The 22,724-nt window shown below is 71.9% G+C and carries 19 protein-coding genes and 1 tRNA gene; 3 read left to right on the top strand and 17 right to left on the bottom strand.

Annotated elements, in window-relative coordinates; translation table 11 throughout:
• Positions 1-34 precede the first annotated feature (34 nt).
• The 6 genes from pdxT to pgsA all read right to left on the bottom strand — a co-directional run bounded on the left by pdxT (position 35) and on the right by pgsA (position 5,245).
• Positions 35-643, bottom strand: coding sequence for a pyridoxal 5'-phosphate synthase glutaminase subunit PdxT (pdxT, locus tag AB0L74_RS12065; RefSeq protein WP_365649205.1), 609 nt, complete (start codon positions 641-643; stop codon positions 35-37).
• A gap of 5 nt (positions 644-648) precedes the next feature.
• Entirely contained in the window at positions 649-1,563 is a 915-nt protein-coding gene (pdxS, locus tag AB0L74_RS12060; protein ID WP_365649202.1) for a pyridoxal 5'-phosphate synthase lyase subunit PdxS, read from the bottom strand.
• A 122-nt stretch (positions 1,564-1,685) separates the two neighbouring features.
• Positions 1,686-2,228 (bottom strand): hypothetical protein, encoded by a 543-nt coding sequence (locus AB0L74_RS12055; RefSeq protein WP_365649199.1) that lies wholly within the window; start codon positions 2,226-2,228, stop codon positions 1,686-1,688.
• 205 nt (positions 2,229-2,433) lie between these two features.
• Positions 2,434-3,597 carry a glycosyltransferase family 4 protein gene (locus AB0L74_RS12050; RefSeq protein WP_365649196.1) on the bottom strand — a complete coding sequence of 388 codons (1,164 nt, stop codon included), beginning with the start codon at positions 3,595-3,597 and terminating at the stop codon, positions 2,434-2,436.
• Positions 3,594-4,514: a phosphatidylinositol mannoside acyltransferase gene (locus AB0L74_RS12045; RefSeq protein ID WP_365649193.1), complete on the bottom strand. Its 921-nt coding sequence runs from the start codon at positions 4,512-4,514 to the stop codon at positions 3,594-3,596. Before AB0L74_RS12045 ends, AB0L74_RS12050 begins: the two co-directional genes overlap by 4 nt.
• The gene (pgsA, locus tag AB0L74_RS12040) at positions 4,511-5,245 is read right to left on the bottom strand and encodes a phosphatidylinositol phosphate synthase (RefSeq protein WP_365649536.1); all 735 of its coding nucleotides are present in this window, start codon (positions 5,243-5,245) and stop codon (positions 4,511-4,513) included. The genes AB0L74_RS12045 and pgsA overlap by 4 nt, the downstream gene beginning before the upstream one ends.
• A gap of 205 nt (positions 5,246-5,450) precedes the next feature.
• Between pgsA and AB0L74_RS12035 the strand changes: the two genes are divergently transcribed.
• Both AB0L74_RS12035 and AB0L74_RS12030 read left to right on the top strand, forming a co-directional pair.
• Positions 5,451-7,649, top strand: coding sequence for an elongation factor G-like protein EF-G2 (locus tag AB0L74_RS12035; RefSeq protein ID WP_365649190.1), 2,199 nt, complete (start codon positions 5,451-5,453; stop codon positions 7,647-7,649).
• A gap of 353 nt (positions 7,650-8,002) precedes the next feature.
• Positions 8,003-9,664, top strand: coding sequence for a hypothetical protein (locus AB0L74_RS12030; protein ID WP_365649188.1), 1,662 nt, complete (start codon positions 8,003-8,005; stop codon positions 9,662-9,664).
• Positions 9,665-9,712: 48 nt separating this feature from the next.
• Here AB0L74_RS12030 and AB0L74_RS12025 read toward each other — a convergent pair whose 3' ends face one another.
• The 4 genes from AB0L74_RS12025 to AB0L74_RS12010 form a co-directional block, all read right to left on the bottom strand.
• A complete protein-coding gene (locus AB0L74_RS12025; protein WP_365649186.1) occupies positions 9,713-10,270 on the bottom strand; it encodes an HIT domain-containing protein in 558 nt (185 codons plus the stop codon).
• Between the two features lie 62 nt (positions 10,271-10,332).
• Positions 10,333-12,312: a threonine--tRNA ligase gene (gene thrS / locus AB0L74_RS12020; RefSeq protein ID WP_365649185.1), complete on the bottom strand. Its 1,980-nt coding sequence runs from the start codon at positions 12,310-12,312 to the stop codon at positions 10,333-10,335.
• A gap of 92 nt (positions 12,313-12,404) precedes the next feature.
• The gene (locus AB0L74_RS12015; protein ID WP_365649183.1) at positions 12,405-13,658 is read right to left on the bottom strand and encodes a hypothetical protein; all 1,254 of its coding nucleotides are present in this window, start codon (positions 13,656-13,658) and stop codon (positions 12,405-12,407) included.
• Positions 13,655-14,212: a DUF4365 domain-containing protein gene (locus tag AB0L74_RS12010; RefSeq protein WP_365649181.1), complete on the bottom strand. Its 558-nt coding sequence runs from the start codon at positions 14,210-14,212 to the stop codon at positions 13,655-13,657. Before AB0L74_RS12010 ends, AB0L74_RS12015 begins: the two co-directional genes overlap by 4 nt.
• Positions 14,213-14,389: 177 nt before the next feature.
• Between AB0L74_RS12010 and AB0L74_RS12005 the strand changes: the two genes are divergently transcribed.
• Positions 14,390-15,115, top strand: coding sequence for a 3'-5' exonuclease (locus AB0L74_RS12005; protein ID WP_365649180.1), 726 nt, complete (start codon positions 14,390-14,392; stop codon positions 15,113-15,115).
• 142 nt (positions 15,116-15,257) lie between these two features.
• Here the strand turns inward: AB0L74_RS12005 and AB0L74_RS12000 are convergent.
• From AB0L74_RS12000 to AB0L74_RS11970, 7 genes are all read right to left on the bottom strand, one after another.
• Positions 15,258-15,329: transfer RNA gene (locus AB0L74_RS12000), tRNA-Val, on the bottom strand.
• 39 nt (positions 15,330-15,368) lie between these two features.
• On the bottom strand, positions 15,369-15,815 hold the full coding sequence (locus tag AB0L74_RS11995; protein ID WP_365649179.1) for an SRPBCC family protein: 447 nt from the start codon (positions 15,813-15,815) through the stop codon (positions 15,369-15,371).
• Positions 15,816-15,856: 41 nt separating this feature from the next.
• Positions 15,857-18,595 carry a Tat pathway signal sequence domain protein gene (locus AB0L74_RS11990; protein WP_365649177.1) on the bottom strand — a complete coding sequence of 913 codons (2,739 nt, stop codon included), beginning with the start codon at positions 18,593-18,595 and terminating at the stop codon, positions 15,857-15,859.
• 241 nt (positions 18,596-18,836) lie between these two features.
• Positions 18,837-19,436: a hypothetical protein gene (locus tag AB0L74_RS11985; protein ID WP_365649533.1), complete on the bottom strand. Its 600-nt coding sequence runs from the start codon at positions 19,434-19,436 to the stop codon at positions 18,837-18,839.
• 24 nt (positions 19,437-19,460) lie between these two features.
• Positions 19,461-20,393 (bottom strand): carbohydrate ABC transporter permease, encoded by a 933-nt coding sequence (locus AB0L74_RS11980; protein ID WP_365649175.1) that lies wholly within the window; start codon positions 20,391-20,393, stop codon positions 19,461-19,463.
• A complete protein-coding gene (locus AB0L74_RS11975; RefSeq protein ID WP_365649173.1) occupies positions 20,390-21,391 on the bottom strand; it encodes a sugar ABC transporter permease in 1,002 nt (333 codons plus the stop codon). Before AB0L74_RS11975 ends, AB0L74_RS11980 begins: the two co-directional genes overlap by 4 nt.
• Entirely contained in the window at positions 21,391-22,680 is a 1,290-nt protein-coding gene (locus tag AB0L74_RS11970) for an extracellular solute-binding protein (protein ID WP_365649171.1), read from the bottom strand. The genes AB0L74_RS11975 and AB0L74_RS11970 overlap by 1 nt, the downstream gene beginning before the upstream one ends.
• Positions 22,681-22,724 lie beyond the last annotated feature (44 nt).

The raw sequence follows: 22,724 nt of genomic DNA, 5'->3' as shown, positions 1-22,724 counted from the left end.
CCAGCTTCGAGCCTGGGAGGCATCCCCGGAGATCCTACAAGGACTCCGCCGCGCGGTCGGCGCGCACCATGTCGGTGAACAAGCGGTGCACGCGGTGGTCGCCGGTCAGCTCCGGGTGGAACGACGTGGCGAGCGCGTTGCCCTGGCGTACGGCCACGATGTGCCCGTCGTGCTCGGCCAGCACCTCGGTCCCGGCGCCGACGGACTCCACCCACGGAGCGCGGATGAAAACGCCCTCTACAGGATCGCCCTCGACACCCTTGACGTCGAGGGCGGCCTCGAAGGACTCGTTCTGCCGCCCGAAGGCGTTGCGCCGCACGATCATGTCGATGCCGCCGATGGTCTCCTGGCCCGCGCGCGGGTCGAGGATCTTGTCGGCGAGCAGGATCAGGCCGGCGCAGGTGCCGTAGACGGGCATGCCGTCGCGCACGCGCGCGCGCAGGGGCTCCATCACTCCGAAGAGGACGGCCAGCTTGGAGATGGTGGTGGACTCGCCGCCGGGGAGGACGAGCCCGTCGACTCCGGCGAGTTCCTCGGGGCGCCGCACCGGCCTGGCCACGGCGTCGGCCGCGGCCAGGGCGATCAGGTGCTCCCGTACGTCGCCCTGGAGGGCCAGGACGCCGATCACAGGTGCTTCGCTCATGGGTGTTACCAGCCGCGGTTGGCGTAGCGCTCGGTCTCGGGCAGCGTGTCGCAGTTGATGCCGACCATGGCCTCGCCGAGGTTGCGGGAGGCGTCCGCGATGATCTTCGGGTCGTCGTAGAAGGTGGTCGCCTTCACGATGGCGGCGGCGCGCTTGGCCGGGTCGCCGGACTTGAAGATGCCGGAGCCGACGAAGACGCCCTCGGCGCCGAGCTGGCGCATCAGCGCCGCGTCGGCCGGGGTGGCCACACCGCCGGCGGAGAAGAGCACCACGGGGAGCTTGCCCAGCTCGGCGACCTCCTTGACCAGCTCGTACGGGGCGCGCAGCTCCTTGGCGGCGGCGTACAGCTCGTGGTTGTCGTAGCCGCGCAGCCGGGCGATCTCGTTCTTGATCTGGCGCAGGTGGCGGACGGCCTCGACGACGTTGCCGGTGCCGGCCTCGCCCTTGGAACGGATCATGGCCGCGCCCTCGGCGATGCGGCGCAGGGCCTCACCGAGGTTGGTGGCGCCGCAGACGAAGGGGGTGGTGAAGGCCCACTTGTCGGAGTGGTTGACCTCGTCGGCCGGGGTGAGGACCTCGGACTCGTCGATGTAGTCGACACCGAGGGACTGAAGCACCTGGGCCTCGACGAAGTGGCCGATGCGGGACTTGGCCATGACCGGGATCGAGACGGCGTCGATGATGCCCTCGATCATGTCCGGGTCCGACATCCGGGCCACGCCGCCGTCCTTGCGGATGTCGGCCGGGACCCGCTCCAGGGCCATGACGGCGACGGCGCCCGCGTCCTCGGCGATCTTCGCCTGCTCCGGCGTGACGACGTCCATGATCACGCCGCCCTTGAGCTGCTCGGCCATGCCGCGCTTCACGCGTGCGGTGCCGGTCTCGGGGGTCTGGGCGGAGTTGGGGGTCGTGGTGGACACAGGTGACCTCGCTGACGTGAAAAGGGTTTCTGCACGTCAGAGGAAACGCGAGGGGACCAGGCCACAGCAAGGGCCAATGTCGAGCCGGTGGATCCTTTTGTGCCGCGGGCGTCCGCAGCCGTTCAGGCCACCCGCTCCACCAGGGCCGCCGGCGGTTCGTCGTCCATCTCGAAGGCCAGCGGGAAGGGGGCGTGCCCGGCCAGCCGGAACCAGCGCACCTTGCGGTGCTCGCGCAGCCTGCGGGCGGCCCCCACCGCGTCGTTGTGGAAGCGCCGCGCCATCGGGACGCGCCGTACCGCCTCGGCCAGCTCGCGGGCCGCCTCCTCTCCCCCGGGCGCCGCACGCAACCCCTCCACCTGCGGGGAGTCGGCGAACACGGCCCGCAGGGCCTGGCTGAGCTCGCTCTCGGCGACCTCCCGCTGCTCCTCCTCGGCCTGCCGTGCCGCGTGCGCGGCCTCGTAGAGCACGATCGAGGCGGCGGGATCGAGCACCCCGGCGGTGGCCAGTTCCTGAGCCACGGAGGCCCGGCGCAGCAACTGCGCGTCGAGGGCGGCGCGGGCGGCGTCGATCCGGGCGTGCAGCCGGTCCAGCCGGCCCGCCGTCCAGCTCAGGTACAGGCCGATCGCGACGAGGACGACGAGGATCCAGATCAGGGTTGCGGTCACGGGCGGCAAGGCTACCGGGGCGCTCCGCGGGGTGGGCCGGGTACGCCGGAGCGGGCGGCCGCCGCCGGGACGCCCGGGGCGCCGGGGCCGGCGCCGCCGGGTGCGCCCGGCCCCACGCGGCCGACGCCGGCCGGTGCGCCCGGTGCCCTGAGGCCAGATGTGCCGGAGCCCGCTTCGCCGGGCACCGGCCTCGCACCCGGCCCGCTCAGTCCCGCGCCAGTCCGAACCGCGCCCGCAGCCCCGTCGCCCGGTCGTCCGTCGCCACCGCCGCCGCGCCGGCCGTCACCGTCTCGTACACGGACAGGATGTCCGCGCCGACGGTCGACCAGTCGAACCGCCGGACGTGGGCGCTGCCCCGCGCGCGCAGCTCGGCCCGCCGCGCCGGATCCGCCAGCAGCCGCAGGGCCGCCTCGGCCAGCGCGTCGGCGTCCTCGTTGGGGAACAGCTCCCCCGCCGCTCCCCGGTCGAGCACCTGGGCGAAGGCGTCCAGGTCGGAGGCGAGGACGGGAGCGCCCGCGGACATGGCCTCCACCAGGATGATCCCGAAACTCTCGCCGCCGGTGTTGGGGGCCACGTACAGGTCGATGCTGCGCAGGAAGCGGGCCTTGTCCTCGTCGCTGATCATGCCGAGGAACTCCACGCGCGAGCGCAGCCCCTTCGGCAGGCTCGCGACCGCCTCGTCCTCGTCCCCGCGTCCGGCGACGAGCAGCCGGGTCTCCGGGCGGGCGGCGAGGATCTTCGGCAGGGCCCGCATCAGCACGGGCAGGCCCTTGCGGGGCTCGTCGATGCGGCCTATGAAGCCGATCGTGTCACCCTGCCACTCGGGCCTGGGCTCGGCCTCGGCGAAGAAGTCGACGTCGACGCCGTTGGGGATCACCACCGCGTCTCCGCCGAGATGCTCGACGAGGGTGCGGCGGGCGTACTCGCTCACGGCGATACGGGCGCTGATCTTCTCCAGCGCCGCCTGGAGGATCGCGTAGGCGGCGATCATCGCCCGGGAGCGCGGGTTGGAGGTGTGGAAGGTCGCCACGATCGGGCCCTGCGCGGCCCAGCAGGTCAGCAGGCCGAGCGACGGCGAGGTCGGCTCGTGGATGTGGATGACGTCGAAGGCGCCGTCGTGCAGCCAGCGCCGCACGCGGGCCGCCGACAGGAAACCGAAGTTGAGCCGGGCCACCGAGCCGTTGTACGGCACCGGCACCGCCCGCCCGGCGGAGACCACGTACGGCGGCAGCGGGGTGTCGTCGTCGGCGGGCGCGAGGACGGAGACCTCGTGGCCGAGCCGGATGAAGTACTCCGCCAGGTCGCGGATGTGGAACTGGACGCCCCCGGGCACGTCCCAGGAGTACGGGCAGACGATGCCGATCCTCACGACGCGCCCTCTTCCGGCGCCTTGGCGGGGTCGAGGTCCGCGAGCCACAGGCGCTGGAGCATGTGCCAGTCCTCCGGGTGGTCGGCGATCCCCGTGGCGAAGGCGTCGGCGAGCGCCTGTGTCATGACGGCCGCCTTCTCGCGCCGCGTACCCGTCCGCGGCACCTCGACCGGCGGGTGGACCCGTCCCCGCATGACGGGCGAGTCGTCGTACCAGAGGGTGACCGGGAGCAGCGCCGCACCGGTCTGCTGGGCGAGCAGCGCGGGCCCCGCGGGCATCCGGGCCGTCTCGCCGAAGAACGTCACCTCCACACCGGAGGCGGACAGGTCGCGGTCGGCCACCAGGCAGACCAGGCCGCCGCCGCGCAGCCGCCGGGCCAGCGCGCCGAAGGCGGTGCCGCCGGTGTGCGGCAGGACCTCCATGCCGAGGCCCTCGCGGTAGGCGACGAACCGGTCGTAGAGCGACTCGGGCCTCAGCCGCTCGGCGACGGTGGTGAAGGGGATGCCCAGCTCGGCGGTGACCCAGGCCCCGGCGAGGTCCCAGTTGGCCAGGTGCGGCAGGGCGAGGACGACGCCCCGCCCCTCGGCCAGGGCGTCGGTGAGGTGGTGCAGGTCCTTGCCGGCGAAAGCGCCCCTGACGCGCTCGGTGCTCCAGGCAGGCAGCCGGAAGGACTCCATCCAGTAGCGCAGGTACGAGCGCATGCCCGCGCGGGAGAGCTCGGCGAGCCGCTCGGGGCTCGCGCCGGGCACCACGCGCGCGTAGTTGCTCTCCAGCCGCCGCACCCCCGTGCCGCGCCGCTTCCAGGCGATGTCGGCGATGGTGCGGCCCAGGCGCACGGCGACCGGCTCGGGGAGCTTCTTCACCGTGCTCCAGCCGAGGCCGTACAGCGCGTCCGTCAGCCGCTCCCGAGGCGTCACTTCGCCGCCCCGCTGCCCTGGTCGTGCTGCTGGGCCGCCGCCGCGGCCTCCGCCTCGGCGGACTCGCGGCGGACCGTGACGACCCGCTGGATCAGCGTGACGAGGCTGCCGGCGGCGACGATCCACAGGGCGACGGGCAGCAGGTACTGGATGCCGGGCACGCCGAACGCGTGCAGGCCCGCGAGCCCCGCCGCGACCAGCGAGATCACCAGACGCTCGGCGCGCTCCACGAGCCCGTTGACGGCGACCGGCAGGCCGATCGACTCCCCGCGCGCCTTGGTGTACGACACCACCTGGCCGCTGGCCAGGCAGAAGATCGACACCGCGCACAGGACGTTGTCGTCGCCGCCGCCCGCGTACCACAGCGCGAAGCCGCCGAAGATCGCGCCGTCGGCGACCCGGTCCAGCGTGGAGTCCAGGAAGGCGCCCCAGCGGCTGGCGCGGCCGAGCTGGCGGGCCATGTTCCCGTCGACGAGGTCGGAGAAGACGAACAGCGTGATCACGACCGTGCCCCAGAAGAACTCGCCCCTGGGGTAGAAGACCAGCGCGCCCGCGACCACACCGGCGGTGCCGATGAGCGTGACCGTGTCCGGGCTCACGCCCCGGCGGATGAGAAACGCGGCGAACGGTGTGAGGACACGCGTGAAGAATGCACGCGCGTACTTGTTCAGCATGGCCTTCCCGACGGTCGGTGTGGCCGCGTGGCCCCTGCTGGCCACCGGCTGGCCCATCGTAGCCACGCGCGCGGGTGGGCGGCCGCCGGGCACCCGCGGCCCCGGTAGCGCACCGGCGGGCCAGGGGCCGGGGTCGTTCGTATGGACGGGGCGTGACGGGAGTGGAAAGCTCGAAGAACCGCGGGCGTCGCCGGAGCCGCCCCGCACGCGGCCCCGCGTGTCCGCGCCCGCAGTGACCTCACCGTGCACGGGAGGCAAGGTTATGGGCGACAAGGCGCACACCCACCCCGGAGCCGCCGGCAGGGCAGTGGCGGCCGACCACCCCGCGTCCGTACGGAATGTGGTGCTGGTCGGCCACTCCGGTTCGGGCAAGACGACTCTGGTGGAGGCTCTCGCCCTCACGGCGGGAGCGGTGAACCGGGCGGGCCGCGTGGAGGACGGCGGCACCGTCTCCGACTACGACGAGATCGAGCACCGGCAGCATCGCTCGGTGCAGCTCTCCCTGGTGCCCGTCGTCTGGGACGGCATCAAGATCAACCTTCTGGACACCCCCGGGTACGCCGACTTCGTCGGGGAGCTCAGGGCCGGCCTGCGCGCGGCGGACGCGGCCCTGTTCGTCGTGTCGGCCGCGGACGGCGTGGACGGATCGACCCGCATGGTGTGGGACGAGTGCGCGGCGGTCGGCATGCCCCGGGCGATCGTCGTCACGCACCTGGAGGCCGCGCGGGCGGACTTCGAGGAGATGACCCGGATCTGCGCGGAGGCGTTCGGCGCGGAGGACCCCGACGCGGTCCTGCCGCTGTACCTGCCGCTGCACGGCCCGCAGGGACCGGACGGGCACGCACCCGTGACGGGCCTGATCGGGCTGCTGACCCAGAAGCTGTTCGACTACTCCACCGGGGAGCGCGAGGAGTCCGGACCGGGCGAGGACCAGCTGCCGCTCATCGAGGAGGCCCGCAACCGGCTGATCGAGGGGATCATCGCCGAGAGCGAGGACGAGACCCTCATGGACCGGTACCTGGGCGGTGAGCAGGTCGACCTGAAGACGCTGATCCAGGACCTGGAGCGGGCCGTGGCACGCGGCGCCTTCTTCCCCGTCCTGGCCGCGGCTCCCGCCGCCGAGGGGGCCCGCCAGGGGCTCGGCACGGTGGAACTGCTGGAGCTGATCACCGGCGGCTTCCCGACCCCGCTGGAGCGGGAGGCGCCGCGAGTGACGACACCGGGCGGCGGGGTGCGGGAGCTGAGGCCGTGCGACCCCGACGAAGCGCTGGTCGCCGAGGTGGTGAAGACGTCCTCCGACCCCTACGTCGGCCGTCTGTCGCTGATCCGCGTCTTCTCCGGCACGCTGCGCGCCGACCAGACCGTGCACGTCTCCGGGCACGGGCTGGCCGACCGCGGCCACGAGGACCACGACGTCGACGAGCGGATCGGCGCGCTGTCCATGCCGTTCGGCAAGCAGCAGCACCCGGTCCCGCACGTCGTCGCGGGCGACCTGGCCTGTGTGGCGAAGCTGAGCCGGGCGGAGACCGGGGACACGCTCTCCGCCAAGGACGACCCGCTGCTGATGGCGCCGTGGGAGATGCCCGACCCGCTGCTGCCGCTGGCCATCCAGGCGCACAGCAAGCCGGACGAGGACAAGCTCTCGCAGGGGCTGGCCCGGCTGGTGGCCGAGGACCCGACGATGCGGCTGGAGCAGAACCAGGACACCCACCAAGTCGTGCTGTGGTGCCTGGGCGAGGCGCACGCGGACGTCGCCCTGGAGCGGCTGCGCAGCCGGTACGGCGTCCAGGTCGACGTCGTGCCGCACAGGGTGTCCCTGCGGGAGACCTTCGCCGGCAAGTCCGCCGGGCGCGGCCGGCACGTCAAGCAGTCCGGCGGGCACGGGCAGTTCGCGATCTGCGAGATCGAGGTGGAACCGCTGCCGGGCGGCTCGGGCATCGAGTTCGTCGACAAGGTGGTCGGCGGGGCGGTGCCGCGCCAGTTCATCCCGTCCGTCGAGAAGGGCGTGCGGGCGCAGGCCGCCAAGGGCGTCGCCGCGGGGTATCCGCTCGTCGACGTCCGGGTGACCCTGCTGGACGGCAAGGCGCACTCGGTGGACTCCTCCGACGCCGCCTTCCAGACGGCCGGGGCGCTGGCGCTGCGCGAGGCGGCGGCGGACGCGAAGATCCATCTGCTGGAGCCCGTGGCCGAGGTGGGCGTGCTGGTCGGCGACGCGTACGTGGGCGCCGTGATGAGCGACCTGTCCGGGCGGCGCGGCCGGGTGCTGGGCACCGAACAGGTGGCGGGCGGGCGCACCCTCGTCCGGGCCGAGGTCCCCGAGATCGAGATCGGCCGGTACGCCGTCGATCTGCGCTCCCTCTCCCACGGCACCGCCCGCTTCAGCCGGCGCTACGCCCGGCACGAGCCGATGCCGCCGCAGGTCGCGGAACGGGTGCGGGCGCAGGAACGCGACGCCGCGTAACGGGCGCCGGGTCCGGGCCGGGGGCCTCCGCGGTCCCCGCCCCCGCCAGGGCCTCTGGGATCCCGCCAGGGCCTCTGATTCCCCGTCCGGGGCCTCTTGGGTCCCCGCCAGGACCGCTGGGGCCCCGGCCGGGCCCGGCGGAGGCCGCCCGCGGCCGGGGACGAATGGACGCCCCGGCGCCACCGCGCATCCCCCCGCGCGTCGGAGGCTCCCCGCGCGAAAAGGGGCGCCTTGGGCCGTACGCCGGTGCGTGCCGGGACCTGCCGATACCCTGATGACCTGATCAACAGGTGTGCGAAGCAAGGAAGTCGGGAAGGCCGCAGAGCGACAGATGGCGGCGATCGGGGGCGGGAATGACCGTTGAGAGCGGTTACGCGGAGTTCTTCGGGCCTCAGGTGCCGCGTGCGGGCGACGAGGGGCAGACGGCCACCTTCGCCCTCGCGTCGGCCGCCTACCGGGACGGCCCGGTCGAGGAGATACTCAAGGCCAACAACGAGTGGCACCAGTCGACCGTCAAGCCGGGCCGCAAGTGGGCCACGATCTTCCGGCCCAATCTCGGCGAGGCCTTCTCCCGCGCGGTGGCCGACCGCATGCTGGGCAGCGGCCGCAAGCCGCTCATCCAGTCCTTCGGCGTCGAGCCACGGGTGGTCGTCGAGCACTGCCTGGCGGCCAACCGCATCCGCAGGGAGCGCGACAACCGGCTGACCGCCGTGATGGCGGTGTGCGGCCTGCTGTTCCTGCCCGGGCTGCTGGTGTGGCTGCTGGTGTTCCAGATCCGCACCACCGTCTCCAAGTCGGAGAACAAGCAGGCCGGTGCTCTGGGCACCGCCCTGCTCGTCGCGGTCGGCGCCCTCGCCCTGCTCTTCCTGCTCCGCATGCCCTTCACGGGCTTCTGGGGCTGGTACGCGCGCGCGTCGGTCGTCATGCCCGTCGCCGGCTGGTTCTGGGCCAAGTGGATCTGCGAGCGCACGGCGCGGGACCTGCGGGAGCGCTGGGACGGCCTGCTGTCCGGCAGCAGCGTCGGCGCGAAGGTCCCCGAGGCGGTGCCCAGCAACCCCGGCGAGACCGCGGCCGAGCAGCTGCGCCAGTCACTGGCCAAGCTGAGCGCCGAGCAGCGGTCCAACTCGGTCTTCTACGCCGGCCCCAAGGGCATACTCGGCATGGGTACGCGCTGGGGCAGCTGGCAGCTCGCCGAGGAGCTCGTCCCGGCCGATCCGACCCGGGAGATCCACCCCTTCCGCAGCTGGGACGTCATCCGCTCCATCCACGACCAGCTGCGCATGCTGGAGCGCGGGCCGCTGAACACCGGCGGTTTCCCCGCCCCGTCCATACGGCACTGGATCGTGACGCCGGTCGGGGAGAACGCCTCGGCGGTCACCCGCCCGGAGGGCACGGACGTCGAGGCGTACCAGGTCAAGCCGCACGCCGTGCAGGAGATCTGCAACAGGCAGCAGTTCGGCGCCGGTGACCGCCACTACCTGGGCGTGCAGTGGACGCTGTGGGACGGACAGCTGGTCATCACCATGATGATCACGGTGACCGTGCTGCACGCCACCTTGCGCATCGAGGTCACCGGCCATGCCCTGGGTCCGGTGAACTCGCTGTTCACCGGCAAGCCGGAGGCGCCGACGAAGGAGGTCACCAAGTCGTTCAAGCCCTGGGAGACCCGCACCGTCCAGCTTCCCCTGATCACCGCCAACGAGGTCGTGCGACTCGCCGTCCGCGCCCCGCTCACCTGGTATCCCCCGCTGCTGAACTGGCTCGGCGGCACCATAGCGCTGCCCGAGCCGTTCGGCCTGCGGCACGCCTGGGCGGACCAGCCCTGGCGGCACCGCTTCATGGCCGACGACGCGCTGCGCGCCGCGACCCCGGTGCTGCGGGTGGTGCACGCGGCGGCGATCAAGGTACTGCGGGAGAACGGCGTGGACACGGAGAAGTTCGGGGCGCGGTCGGCGTTCCTCAGCACGGCGGTGCAGGACCCGGCGCCGCGCAAGGCCGACGTGTACGACGCGTGAGCCCGGTGCCCTCGCCGGGGATCACCGGCGAGGGCACCGTCCGCCCGTTCAGGAAGGCCAGGCCTCCGCCAGCATCTTGCGGGTGTCCCCCAGCAGCTGCGGCAGCACCTTCGTGTGGCCGATCACGGGCATGAAGTTGGTGTCGCCGCCCCAGCGGGGCACGACGTGCTGGTGCAGGTGGGCGGCGATACCGGCGCCGGCCACCGCACCCTGGTTCATGCCGATGTTGAAGCCGTGGGCGCCGGAAGCGGCGCGCAGGGCGGTCATCGCCTGCTTGGTCAGCGCGGCCAGCTCGGCCGTTTCCGCGTCGGTCAGGTCGGTGTAGTCGGCGACATGCCGGTAGGGCACGGTCATCAGGTGGCCGCCGTTGTAGGGGTAGAGGTTCAGCACCGTGTATACCTGCTCACCCCGCTTGACGATCAGGCCGTCCTCGTCGGACTTGGCCGGGATCGAGCAGAAGGGGCAGCCGTCGTCGGCGCCGGGGCCGCTCGGCTTGTTCTCGCCCTGGATGTAGGCCATCCGGTGAGGCGTCCACAGACGCTGGAATGCGTCCTGCGCCCCCACTCCCAACTGCTGCTCCGGCTCACTCGTCATGCAATGCAGCATATGGCGTCGCCACGGGGGCACGGCAAAGACCCCCGGGGTTGCCCGGGGGTCCGTGCGCGCGATCAGACCTGCGCCCGCTCCTCGACGACCTTCACGATCTTCGCGATGGCCTCGTCGACGGGGATGCCGTTCTCCTGGGAGCCGTCGCGGTAGCGGAAGGAGACGGCGCCGCTCGCCATGTCCTCGTCGCCCGCGATGACCATGAAGGGCACCTTCTGCTTCTGGGCGTTCCTGATCTTCTTCTGCATCCGGTCGGACGACGCGTCGACCTCCACCCGCAGACCGGCCGTCCGCGCCTTCTCGGCGAACTCCTGAAGGTAGGGCACGTGCGCGTCCCCGATCGGGATGCCCAGCGCCTGCACCGGCGCCAGCCACGCCGGGAAGGCACCCGCGTAGTGCTCCAGCAGCACGCCGAAGAACCGCTCGATGGAGCCGAACAGCGCCCGGTGGATCATGACGGGCTGCCGGCGGGAGCCGTCCGCCGCCGTGTACTCCAGGTTGAACCGCTTGGGCTGGTTGAAGTCGACCTGGATGGTCGACATCTGCCAGGACCGGCCGATGGCGTCCTTGGCCTGCACGGAGATCTTCGGGCCGTAGTAGGCGGCGCCGCCCGGGTCCGGGACCAGCGGCAGGTTCTGCTTCTCGGCGGCCTGGCGCAGCGCCTCGGTGGCCTCCGCCCAGTCCTCGTCGGAGCCGATGAACTTGTCGGAGTCGTCGCGGGTGGACAGCTCCAGCTCGAAGTCGGTCAGGCCGTAGTCGCGCAGCAGGTCGAGCACGAAGGTCAGGAGCGTGTCGAGCTCCTCGGGCATCTGCTCCTTGGTGCAGTAGATGTGCGAGTCGTCCTGGGTGAAGCCGCGCGAGCGGGTCAGGCCGTGCACGACGCCCGACTTCTCATACCGGTACACGGTCCCGAACTCGAAGAGGCGCAGGGGCAGTTCACGGTAGGAACGCCCGCGCGACTTGAAGATCAGGTTGTGCATCGGGCAGTTCATCGCCTTGAGGCGGTAGTTCTGCTCGTCGAACTGGATGGGCGGGAACATGCCCTCCGCGTAGTGCGGCAGGTGCCCGGAGATCTCGAAGAGGTGCTCCTTCGAGATGTGCGGGGTGTTCACGAACTCGTAGCCGGAGACCTCATGCCGGCGGCGCGAGTAGTCCTCCATGACCTTGCGGATCACACCGCCCTTGGGGTGGAAGACCGCGAGGCCGGGGCCCAGCTCGTCGGGGAAGGAGAACAGGTCCAGCTCGGCGCCGAGCTTGCGGTGGTCGCGCTTCTCGGCCTCGGCGAGGAAGTCCAGGTACGCCTTCAGCTCGTCCTTGGACGGCCAGGCGGTGCCGTAGATGCGCTGGAGCTGCGGGTTCTTCTCGCTGCCGCGCCAGTAGGCGGCGGCCGAGCGCATCAGCTTGAAGGCGGGGATGACGCGGGTGGTCGGCAGGTGCGGACCGCGGCACAGGTCCTTCCAGCACAGCTCGCCGGTCTTGGCGTCGAGGTTGTCGTAGATGGTCAGCTCGCCGGCGCCCACCTCGGCGTCGGCGCCGTCGGCGGCCTGCGCGGCGTTGCCCTTGAGGCCGATCAGCTCCAGCTTGTACGGCTCGTCCGCCAGCTCCTCGCGGGCGGCCTCGTCGGTGGTGACGCGGCGGGAGAAGCGCTGGCCCCGCTTCTGGATCTCCTGCATCTTCTTCTCGATGCGCTTGAGGTCCTCGGGGGTGAAGGGCTCCTTGACGTCGAAGTCGTAGTAGAAGCCGTCCTTGATGGGCGGGCCGATGCCCAGCTTGGCCTCGGGGAACAGCTCCTGCACGGCCTGCGCCATCACGTGCGCGGTGGAGTGGCGCAGGATGTTCAGGCCGTCCTCGGAGGAGATCTCGACGCCCTCGACCTCGTCGCCGTCGGCGAGCGCGTAGGCGAGGTCCTTCAGCTCGCCGCCCACGCGCGCGGCGACGATCGAGCGCTCGCCGGCGAAGAGCTCGGCGGCCGTAGTGCCCGTCGTCACCACGCGTTCTTCCCGCTCGGAATCGCGTTGGATGATCACACGGACGTCTGACACCGGTCTCTCCTGACTGAAGGTGGGTTCGCGGCGCCATACCGGAGCGCACGCACGCATGCGATCGTACCGACCCCGGACCCCCCTGGGCGAAATCAGTCCCCGCGCTCCTCCTCGTACGCCTCCTCCGCGCAGGCGCCCCCGAAGAAGGCCAGGCTCTCCTGGTCCGCCCGGAGCGCCTTCATCATCCGGTCCCGCTCGGCGTCGTCGACCCGCACCGGCGCCACGCCGCCGGCCGCCGTGAGCCGGCGGAAACCGCCCCGGCTCTCCAGCCGCCCGTGCAGCCGCACCGGCAGTCCCACGAGGTGGGCGTGGACGGCGATCCGGTACGCCTCCTCGTCGAGGGTGGCCCGCACGTGCGGGACGTCGGCGCCGGCGAGCACCCGCAGCCGTACGGTGCCCGCGCCGGCCGGCCCGGACCTGCTCATCCGTACCACCGCGCCGGTGATCCGCACCGGCACGGACGGTTCGGCCCGCAGATAGCGCGCCCCGGCCTCGCGCAGCACGGGCAGGTCGCCGGGCGAGAACCCGACGGGCTCGGCGCCGGGCGGGCAGCCCTCGGGGACCCCGGCGGCCGGGGCCCAGGCGACGGTGACGCGGGCGCCCCGGGTGCCTTGGACCAGGGCGGCGAGGGCCTCGGTCAGCTCGTGGCTCACGCCCGCCTCGACGGCGCCGTCGAAGGCGCACATGCCGCCGGTGGCCCGCGCGTGGTCGATGGCCGCTCGGGCGGCGCGCAGGGCCTGGTGGAGGCGTATGACGAGGGGGCGGCCGGGGGTGACGGGGACGAACGCCGTCAGGCCGCGGCCGCCGGAGGCGGGTCCCACGAGGACGTCCTCCAGCAGCGCCGTGGCGGCGCGCCGGTGCCGGGCGCCGTGGTAGCCGGCCCGGGCGCGTGTGGCGAGTGCCGCGGCGAGCAGCGTCCGCTGCGCGGCGGCGCGCAGCTGTTCCTCCGCGATCCACGGCGCCGCGTCGCCTGGTCCGGCGGGCGTCTGGCGCCACCAGCGGATCTCGTCGCCGGGCCGGGCGAGGGCGAGGAGGATCTCACGCCCGCCGGGTGTGCCGCTGCGGGACAGGGCGTCCAGTGCCTCGCCGAGCAGGTCGTCACTGTCGGGGAAGGCGCGGCTGGCGGGCAGCAGCAGGCTGGTGCCCCGGCCTGCGGGGCCGGGCGGGGTCCAGCGGCCGTAGCGTCCGGCGGCGCCGCCGCGCCGCTGCCAGCCGTGCCGGCGCAGCAGGGCGGCGAGGACCGCCGGGTCGACGTGACCGGGCTCGGGCGAGGGGCCGTCCGGGGCGGTGTCGGCGGGGTGCGGCCGGACGGGCCGCGCGGGCTCCCGAAGCGGGCGGTGCGTCACGGAGTGCCTCCCGTCCCGACCCGCGTCATGATCGCGCACAGCGCCCGGTCGTCGAAGATGTGTGAGGTCGGTATCCGCACGGTGGTGCGCCGCCGGCCCGTGACCGGGTGTCCGGCGAGGTTGGTCCAGTAGCAGCAGTGCCTCAGGTCGAGCCGGTCGTGACCGGCGCGCAGCCAGTCGTCCCGGGAGCGCGGCACGAGCATCACGACGAGGATCTTGTGCACCGACACCGGGGTGCGGGCGAGCTTGGCCAGGTGCGGGTTGTCGAGCGTGAAGGAGAAGGAGCGGCCCGGCGGGTTCGGCGCCACCTGGTACGTCGCCTTGAGCTGCACCTTGATGGTGACCTCGTCGTCGACCTGGTGCCCGGGTGCGCTGTGGCTGACGTGCCAGTTGTCGGGAAAGGGCTGGGACAGCGAGCAGCCGGCCGCCGCCGCGACGGCGTGCAGATAGCCGACCTGGAGCGTCTCCATGCAGGCGGTGGTGGCGAGCGAGCCGCGGGCGAGTGCCGTGCGCTCGGGCAGCAGCCCGCTCCGTTCGGGCTGCGCTATGGCCATGACCAACAGCCTTCCGCGACCGGTGCGTAGGCGCGAGAACGCGCCAAGTTTCCTGAACTGCGAGGACCCGTACTCCTGTTGTCTCCTTCCGGCGTACGGCGCAAACAGCCCGGGTATCACCGGTACGGGCAGCGGACGGGGCGTCAACTGCCAGAGGGGATCGAGGGGTTGGTTGGTATGGCGTGCTGGTATGAAGGACCCCTGGCCGCGTTCGACACCGAGACCACGGGCGTGGACGTGGAGAGCGACCGGATCGTGTCGGCCGCCCTCGTCGTCCAGGACGCCCCGGGGGTCCGCCCGCGGGTGACGCGGTGGCTGGTGAACCCGGGGGTGCCGGTGCCGGAGGCGGCGACACGGGTGCACGGGCTGACGGAGGAGCACCTGCGGCACAACGGGCGCTGGCCGGCGCCGGTGATGTACGAGATAGCGCAGGCGCTGGCCGAGCAGGCGGGCGTCGGCCGTCCGCTGGTGGTGATGAACGCGCCGTTCGATCTGACGCTGCTGGACCGGGAGTTGCGCCGTCACCGCGCCTCGCCGCTGAGCCGCTGGTTCGAGCGGACGCCGCTGTACGTGCTGGATCCGCGGGTGCTCGACAGGCATCTGGACCGCTACCGCAAGGGCCGCCGCACCCTCACCGACCTGTGCGCGCACTACGGCGTGCCGCTGGAGGGCGCGCACGACGCGGCGGCGGACGCGCAGGCCGCCCTGGAGGTCGTACGGGCGGTGGGGCGCCGCTTCGCCTCCCGGCTGGAGCGCCTGTCCCCCGCCGAGCTGCACACGCTCCAGGCGGTGTGGCACGCGGCGCAGGCACGGGGCTTGCAGGCGTGGTTCGCGCTGGGCGGCGCGGAGGAGCCGGTGGACCCGGCCTGGCCGCTGCGGCCGGACCTGTCGGCGGCGGCGTGACCCGTTCTTCCCGGCCGGCGGCGGCGCCGGTTACGGGGGTGTGGGTGGCGGACCCCCCGCTGCACTCCGCGAAGCCGCGCGGAAACGAAGAGAGAGCGACGTGGTCCGCGCCTTCCGCGGATGCACGTCGCTCTCGCGATCGTGGGCGATACTGGGATCGAACCAGTGACCTCTTCGGTGTGAACGAAGCGCTCTCCCGCTGAGCTAATCGCCCGGGAACGCACTGAACAATACAGGTCCCGGCGCGTTTCCTTCAAACCGCTGCCAGATACGCGGCCAGTCCGCGCCGCCCGGCCCGCATCATCAGCGTGTGGTTGGCGCGGAAGGCGGGGCGGCCGGGGACCGCCAGCCGCCGCAGCAGCGGCTTGCGCACGTCGACCACCTGCTCGTAGCGGACGAGCGTGCCGGAGCCGCGGGCGCCGACCGTCCAGCGTGCCCAGCCCTCGATGTCGCCGGACAGCGCGACCTCCAGGATTCCGGCCGCCGGGTCGCGCCGCCGCTCGCGCAGGGTCGTGGTCAGGTGGTACGGCAGCAGGGAGCGGATCCGGACGATCCCGCCGGTGTCGCCGAGCCGGGCGGCCTCGCGCACCTGGCGCCACCAGCGGGGGTAGTCGTCGACCCGTTCCAGGGCCCGGTAGACGGCCGGGGCGGGCGCGGGCAGGGCCCACAGACTGCGGAAGCGGTAGTGGTTCCAGTCCATGGGGTCCGGGTTCCCGCCCGGCCCGTTTCCGTGCCGTGCCGCTACGGCATTCTGTCCCCGAGCAGCGCCAGGTTCTCGATGGCGGCGAGGCCGTACAGGGCGGTGTCGTTGGTGGAGACCCAGGGCGCCTCGCTGCCCGGCACCAGGGTGACCGGGCCGCTCAGCTTCTCCGTCCGCCAGGGCGCCGACTCCTTGTAGCCGTCGGAGTTGTAGAACTTCTCCCAGGCGCGCCTGGCCAGCTTCTCGTCGCCGGTCTGGACGGCCGCGTAGGCGTCGAGGCGCGAGTGGCCCTGGAAGAGGATCAGGGAGCCGAAGTTGCTGCCGTAGCGGGCCGCCTGTTCGGCCTTGGTGGCGTTGAAGTAGCGGCAGTAGTCGAGGTACGCCTCCTTGAAATCAGGCATGTCGACCAGGTCGATGAGTTCGGCGCACAGCTCGTTCAGGCCGAAGACCGCCGACAGGTGGGAGACGGAGACCGCCGGCTTGTCCGCGACGGCGAACCGGCCGGTGTCCAGGTCGTACAGGCCGCTGCCCTGCACGAACCCGTTGGGCTGGGCCGCGATGGTCTCCATGGTGGACAGCACGCGCGCGCGGGCCTTCTCCCACTTCGGGCCCTTGCGCTCCCACTCCGTGAGCCACGCCGACACCAGGCCGCTCCAGTCGGTGCCGAAGCCGATGGACAGGGCGTGCGGGTCGGGCTGGTAGTCGGGGTCGGGGCGGACCTTGCGCTGCGGGTCCAGCACGAGGAAGGTCTCGTCGGAGTCGACGTTGGCGTGCATGAGGTCGCCGACGCGTTCGTCGGCGGTGAGGAAGTAGTAGTAGCGCCGGTAGGTGGTGTTGGCGATGCGCTGCTGCTTGGCGCTGTCGGCGTAGTGCTGCACACCGTGGCGGGTGCCGAGGCCGGCCCACTTGCCGAGGTGGTAGACGTCGACCTCGCCGGTGTGCCGGGTCATGGCCTCGGCGAAGCGGAAGATGTCGGCGCGGCCGCTTCTGAGGTACGCGTACCAGAGCCACAGGTCCGGGGACAGCTCGGAGTTGTCCCAGGCGTAGCCGCCGACGTCGTACCGCCACTGGTGCCGGACGGTGTCGTAGGTGTGCATGATGTCGCCGTAGTCCCAGAAGCCGTACCAGCGGCGCATCTCCACCTGGTCCTTGTAGTAGGCGAAGAGGAAGTCGAGGTGGTCCTCGATCTTCGCCTTGGCCGGGGTGGAGCGGTCGGGCTCGGCGAACAGGCCGGGGCCGAAGACCTGGGCCTTGATGAGCTGCTTCGGCGGGGCGGCGAGCTGCGGGAGCACGCGGACGGCCTCGACCTGCCGGGCCAGCTCCTCGGCGCCGGGGGTGGCGGCGTTGGCCCAGAACAGCAGCTCGGAGGTGCGGGCGATGCCGTAGGGGGTGCCGAACCCGGGCTCGTAGTCCTCGTAGGTGATGTTGAGGCCCTCGAGCTGTTCGGCGAAGGTGTCCTGGCCCAGGCCGTCGTGGTAGAAGCGCAGGTCCATTGGCTGCGCCTCGGGCGACCAGAGCCAGAGGGTGACCTCGGCCTCGTCAGTGTGGGCGCCGCGGATGTCGAGCTGGGCGGGGAACTTCTCCCAGAAGTCGCGCAGCCCGAAGGACAGCCCGCCGCTCACCCCGCCGACGTAGCCGAATCCGGAGGCGCGCCGGCCGCCGCCGGCGCCGATCCAGCCGTGTCCCTTCTTGGTGCGCTTGCGCACGGTGAAGCCGTCGGCGGAGAGCTGGGAGAGGGTGTAGTCGCCCCATTCGGGGATGTACTGGAGGCGGGTGGTGACCCGCTGGTCCCAGGTGGACGGGTCGGGCAGCTTCTTCCCCTCGTACTGGGCCGCCTGGACGGCCGCGCCCGGGTCGCGGCGCAGCCCCGTGATGCCCTTGACGGCCTCGCGGAGCAGACCGGTGCCCTCGCCGCCGATGCGGATGTGCCGGTCGTAGCTCTCGTCGCGCATCGGCACGGTGAAGCGGACGCCGAGGCCGCGGACGAAGTCGCCGCTGGCCTTGCCCGGCTCCTGGTTGCCGTCGAAGGTGATGGTGTGCACCATGCGGAAGGAGTCGGCGCCCGCGTAGAAGTACAGGCGCAGGGAGAACGGCAGCCAGCCGCGGTCGCCCCGGCGGTGCTTGCCGTCGATGCGGACCACGGCGCGGACGGGGCCCTCCTGCTCGACGACGACCTCCGAGACGGCGCCGTCGAAGCGCTCGGTCTTCACCGTGCCCTGGTCGCCGTCCTCGATCTCGGGCTGGCGCAGCAGGACGAGGCGGCCGTTCTTCGCGATCTCCGTGGAGCCGCGGGTGACGGACTTGACGAGCGTGGCGCCGGAGGTGCCGATCTTCGCGGTGATGACGCCGGTCGATATGTCGATGGTGCCGCCGCGCCGGACGACGGTGACCTTCTTCTCGGGGGCGGCGGGGGTCCCGGCCGTCAGGGTGAGCGCGCCGTCCCCGGCGGCGACCGCGTGGGCGGTCCACTTCAGGGAGCCGTCCGGCCAGTAGGCGAGCGGCCAGGACTGCACGGGTACGGGCTTGCCGTCGGCGTCCGTGACCGCGAACGTCTGGTCCTCCCGGTGGGCGCCCTTGGGCCAGGGGACACCGACGGTGGAGCCGGGGGCGGCGCCCAGGCCGCCGTCCTCCAGCCAGTCCAGGACGACGGGGTCGGCGTCGGTCTCCTCGGCTCGGGGCGCGGCCTGCGCCTCCCGGGCCCCCAGGGCCCAGCTGAACTGGGCGGCGGCTCCGGCGACCGCGGCGGCCTTGAGGAGGGATCTGCGGGGGATGGGGGACATGGCCTTTCCTTTCCGTTCCGTGCGCGAGGGACGTCGTACGTGTCTGGACAGGGGTGGACGGACGCTCTGGACAGGTGCATGACATACGCAGGCACGGCGCCGGGGGCGCCGGCCCGGGGGCGGGAGCACCGCCGACCGGGGGAGGCCGGTCGACGGGAGAGGTGCGCCGGTCGGGGCGGCCGGGCCCCGGTGCCGGTAAAGGCGCCGGTCAGGGGCCCGGTCCCGGGCCGGGACACCTCGCTCAGCGGCGCCGGTACCGCTCCTCCACGGCGACGGACGCCGCCGCGACGGCTCCGAGCACGGGCAGGGCGAGCGGCGCGCTGAACCACGCGGAGCAGACCACCACGGCCAGTCCGCCGACGATCAGGAAGGACCCGGCGGGGTCGAGGACGGTACGGCGCGCGGCCCCCGCCAGCAGCGACCGCCAGGAGGCTCCGGGCCGCCACAGGGCCGCCGCCCGCAACCCGGCCACGGCGGCTCCGATCAGGGCGGACACCCCGACGGCGCCCACGACCGGGCCGCCCGGCAGGCCGGCCCGCACGGCCTGTACGTCCACCCACACCGCGGCGAGGGCGGCCCAGCCGGCGACGCCGACGAGCCATCCGCCGCGCAGCGCCGACCGGAAGTCGGCCGCGAACTCCCGCACGCCGCCGCGTTCGTGGGCGAGCCGGCGCCCGAGGTGCCGCGCACCGGCCGCGAACGCGGCGGGGTAGGTGACCAGCGGCAGCGCGGCCACCGCGATCCACACGCCGGTGAGCAGGCACTCGGCGAACAGGGCGAACCGTTCGGCCAGCGGGGACTCCCCCCGCTCGGCACGGGCCTTCGCGCGCGCCCCGGCCATGTCGAGACTCATGAGGAAACCACCTCAGCCCTTCAGACCGGAGGTCGCCATACCGTCGATGAGATAGCGCTGGAACGCCAGGAAGAAGGCGAGGACGGGCAGCAGCGCCACGAGGGACATCGCGATCATGCCGCCGTAGTCGGCCACCGCCTCCTGGTCCACGAACATCTTCAGGCCCAGCGAGACGGTGTACTTGTCGGGCTCGTTGAGGTAGATCAGCGGGCCCATGAAGTCGTTCCAGGCGTTGATGAAGGTGAAGATCGCGCTGGTGATCAGCGCCGGGCGGGACAGCGGGAGCACGATCGACCAGTAGATGCGGAAGTGCCCGCAGCCGTCGAGGCGGGCCGCCTCGTCCAGCTCCTTCGGCAGGTTGCGCATGAACTGCACCATGAGGAACACGAAGAACGCCTCGGTGGCCAGGTACTTGCCCAGCAGCAGCGGCGTGTACGTGTTGATCATGTCCATGTTGCGGAACAGCACGTACTGCGGGATGAGCAGCACGTGGTACGGCAGCAGCAACGTGCCGATCATCAGTGTGAACAGCAGGTTCCGTCCCGCGAACCTGATCTTCGCGAAGGCGTAGGCGGTCAGCGAGCAGGACACCAGGATGCCGGCCACCGAGCCCACCGCGAGCAGCAGCGAGTTGGTGAAGAACGTGGAGATGGGGACGTCGGCGATGCCCTCGGTCAGGCGCGTGTAGTTGCCGGTGATCGGATCGCTCGGGAAGAGGTCCAGGCTGCCGACGATGTCCTCGCTCCTCTTGAAGGAGCCCCCGATGACCCAGATCACCGGATAGAGGATCACCGCGAGGATCGCCAGCGATCCGAGGTGCCAGGCGAGCGAGCCGGGCAGCTTGCGCCGCAGGGCCGCCGCCCTCGGGGAGCGGCCCCGCGTGCCGCCGGCGGCCGAGGGGGGTGCCCCCCGGTCGAGCGAGGTCGGAAGATCGGGGGAGCTCATCGGCCGCCCTCCTCGTAGTGCACCCAGCGCTTCTGGGACCAGAACAGCACCGCGGTGACCAGGGCGACCGCGACGAGCAGCATCCACGCCATGGCGGAGGCCAGGCCCATCCGGCTGTTCTCGAAGCCCTGGACGTACAGGTAACAGGTGTAGACCATGGTTCCGTCCGCGGGCCCGCAGGCGTTGCCTCCGGCGCCGCCGCCGACGATGTAGGCGGAGCTGAAGATCTGGAAGGAGTGGATGGTCTCCAGCAGGACGTTGAAGAAGAGCACCGGGGAGATCATCGGCAGGGTGATGTTCCAGAACTGCCGCAGCTTGCCGGCTCCGTCGACGTCGGCCGCCTCGTACAGCTCGCGCGGCACCTGCTTCAGGCCGGCCAGGAAGATGACCATGGGGGCGCCGAACTGCCAGACGGTGAGCGCCACCAGGCTGTAGATGATCAGGTCCGGGTCGCCGGTCCAGCCGCCGACGTCGACGCCGAAGAGCTTCTGCGTCCGGTCGACGATCGCGTCGTCCGAGAAGATCGCCTTCCAGACGATGGCGACGGACACGCTGGCGCCGATCAGCGACGGCGCGTAGAAGGCGGCCCGGTAGAAGGCCTGCCCCCGCCGCTTCTGCGCCAGCAGCAACGCCACCCCGAGGGCGGCGAGCAGCTTGATCGGGGTGCCGATGACGACGTACCAGAGCGTGACCTGGACCGAGTGGCGCCAGCGCGGGTCGGCGAACATCTCGGAGAAGTTGTCCAGGCCGATCCACCGGGGCGCGTCGAACAGGTTGTAGTCGGTGAAGGCGAAGTAGAGCGAGGCGGCCATCGGCCCTGCCGTCAGCAGCAGGAAACCGGCGATCCAGGGGGACATGAAGAGGTAGCCGGCCAGGTTCTCCCGGCGGCCCCGCCGCGCGGAGGCGGCGGGGCGCGAAGAGTTCACCGGTCCGCGCCGCGGCACGGGGTCCTCGGCCAGGCTCTCCCTCGCGGGGGCGTGTGTCACGGCGCTTCCCATCAGCCGGCGAGAGCCGTCTTCGACTCGGTGAAGAACTGCTTGACGGCCTCGTCCACGGACCGCTTGCCCAGGGCCATCTCCTCGGCGATGCGCAGGAACGCGCTCTCGCAGATGTCGGCGCCGCCCGGGTGCGGGGTGATGGGCTCCAGGACCCCGGCCTTCACGAGCGACTCCTCGTAGGCGGCGATCGTCTTGTTGACCGGGTCGGTCGGCTGGTAGGCGTCGTACTGGGCCTGCGTGGCGGGCACACCTCGGTCGTATCCCATGATCTTGGCGACCTCGGGGTCGTGGACCATGAAGTGGATGAACTGGGCGACTTCCTTGGGGTGCCGGGTGCGCTTGGAGGCGCTGAGCATCAGCGACCCGAGGTACTGCCCGGTCTTCTTGCCGTCCGTGGTGGGGATCGGCGCGAGACCGTACTCGCTCTTGCCCTCGGAGGTGTAACGGACGGTGAAGTTGTCCCAGGTGAACTCGCTGCCCGCGAGCTCCGCGGAGAGCGCCGACTTGGGCTTGATCTGGGCGACCTTCTTGGGGTCGGCGTACACCCCGGACTTCACGCCCTTCTCCGCCTTGGTCCACCACTCGGTCAGGTCCGCCTCGGTGAAGCCGAGTCCGTCCTCGGTGAAGAAAGCCTTGCCGTTCTGACGCAGGTACAGGTCGTAGAGGTACATGACGCCGTACATGCCGCTGTCGCCGGCCCGGCCCGTCCTGTCGCGGATCCTCTTCATCGCCTCGTCGAAGTCGTCCCACGTCCAGCCCTGTTCGGCCTTGACCCCGGCGCGGGTGTAGACGGGCTTGTCGATGACGAGGGCCATCGAGTTGGAACCCACGGGCACCCCGAGGAGTTTGCCGTCGATCTCCCCGAACTTCTCCAGGCCCGCGCGGAATCCGTCCATGGAGAGGTTGCCGGCCTTCACCTGATCGCTCAGGTCAAGCAGCACATTCTTCGCGTCGTACTTGCGCAGGAATCCGATGGCATTCTGGAAAACGTCCGGCGGATTTCCGCCCGAAGCCTGCGTGTTGAACTTCTTCCAGAAGTCGAGGTACGGCTGGAAGTCGGTCTTCACCTTGATTTTGGGGTACTTCTTCTCGAACAGCGCGATGGTCTTGTTGATGCGTTCGGCGCGGTCGTCGGCACCCCACCACGAGTAACGGATCGTCACCGTTCCGTCGCCCGAGCCGCTGCCGCCGCCGCACGCGGTGGCCGTCGCCCCCAGCCCCGCGACGGCCAGCGAGGCTCCCGTCGCTTTGAGGATCGTCCGCCTCTCCACATTCCCACCTTGCTGCATACGAGCCTCCCCGCGAACGTTGCTTCCGCCTCATGAATCGTTTC

The organism is Streptomyces sp. NPDC052020 (assembly GCF_040680575.1).
Lineage (GTDB): Bacteria > Actinomycetota > Actinomycetes > Streptomycetales > Streptomycetaceae > Streptomyces.
Note: the sequence above shows the minus strand (reverse complement) of the source record. Positions and strands in the feature narration are given on the sequence as shown.

Bases quoted from the DNA above. Each gene is read 5' to 3' on its own strand.
- pdxT (WP_365649205.1), bottom strand. From the start codon at position 643: ATGAGCGAAGCACCTGTGATCGGCGTCCTGGCCCTCCAGGGCGACGTA.
- pgsA (WP_365649536.1), bottom strand. From the start codon at position 5,245: ATGGGCCAGCCGGTGGCCAGCAGGGGCCACGCGGCCACACCGACCGTC.
- AB0L74_RS12035 (WP_365649190.1), top strand. From the start codon at position 5,451: ATGGGCGACAAGGCGCACACCCACCCCGGAGCCGCCGGCAGGGCAGTG.
- AB0L74_RS12030 (WP_365649188.1), top strand. From the start codon at position 8,003: ATGACCGTTGAGAGCGGTTACGCGGAGTTCTTCGGGCCTCAGGTGCCG.
- AB0L74_RS12025 (WP_365649186.1), bottom strand. From the start codon at position 10,270: ATGCTGCATTGCATGACGAGTGAGCCGGAGCAGCAGTTGGGAGTGGGG.
- AB0L74_RS12010 (WP_365649181.1), bottom strand. From the start codon at position 14,212: ATGGCCATAGCGCAGCCCGAACGGAGCGGGCTGCTGCCCGAGCGCACG.
- AB0L74_RS12005 (WP_365649180.1), top strand. From the start codon at position 14,390: ATGGCGTGCTGGTATGAAGGACCCCTGGCCGCGTTCGACACCGAGACC.
- AB0L74_RS11995 (WP_365649179.1), bottom strand. From the start codon at position 15,815: ATGGACTGGAACCACTACCGCTTCCGCAGTCTGTGGGCCCTGCCCGCG.
- AB0L74_RS11990 (WP_365649177.1), bottom strand. From the start codon at position 18,595: ATGTCCCCCATCCCCCGCAGATCCCTCCTCAAGGCCGCCGCGGTCGCC.
- AB0L74_RS11985 (WP_365649533.1), bottom strand. From the start codon at position 19,436: ATGGCCGGGGCGCGCGCGAAGGCCCGTGCCGAGCGGGGGGAGTCCCCG.
- AB0L74_RS11980 (WP_365649175.1), bottom strand. From the start codon at position 20,393: ATGAGCTCCCCCGATCTTCCGACCTCGCTCGACCGGGGGGCACCCCCC.
- AB0L74_RS11975 (WP_365649173.1), bottom strand. From the start codon at position 21,391: ATGGGAAGCGCCGTGACACACGCCCCCGCGAGGGAGAGCCTGGCCGAG.
- AB0L74_RS11970 (WP_365649171.1), bottom strand. From the start codon at position 22,680: ATGCAGCAAGGTGGGAATGTGGAGAGGCGGACGATCCTCAAAGCGACG.